At 72.8% G+C, this 404-nt stretch carries 1 protein-coding gene; it reads left to right on the top strand.

From position 1 onward, the window contains the following. A partial coding sequence (locus tag G3I71_RS49175; RefSeq protein ID WP_164325494.1) for a response regulator occupies positions 1–404 on the top strand: 404 nt, incomplete at both ends.

Genomic DNA, 404 nt, shown 5'->3' with positions numbered 1-404 from the left:
GCCCTGGAGGCGTTGCGCGAGGTCGCCCACCACCGCTTCGACATGGTGATACTCGACCTCGGCCTGCCCGACCTCGACGGCGCGGAAGCCCTCAAGATGCTCCGCGGCATCACCGACGTCCCCGTCATCATCGCCACCGCGCGCGACGACGAGGCCGAGATCGTCCGGCTCCTCAACGACGGCGCCGACGACTACCTCACCAAACCCTTCTCCGTCGAACACCTCTCCGCCCGGATGGCCGCCGTCCTGCGCCGAGCCCGCGCCGCCGGCGCCGAACCCCCCTCGCGGGTGCTGCGCGTCGGCGGACTCGCCATCGACCCGTTGCGCCGCCAGGCGGAACTCGACGGGGCCGTCCTCGACCTCACCCGCCGCGAGTTCGACCTGCTCGCCTTCCTCGCCGGCCG

It is taken from the genome of Streptomyces sp. SID12501, from assembly GCF_010550245.1.
GTDB lineage: Bacteria > Actinomycetota > Actinomycetes > Streptomycetales > Streptomycetaceae > Streptomyces.
The sequence above is the reverse complement of the archived record's forward strand: the minus strand, read 5'-3'. Positions and strand labels throughout refer to the sequence as shown.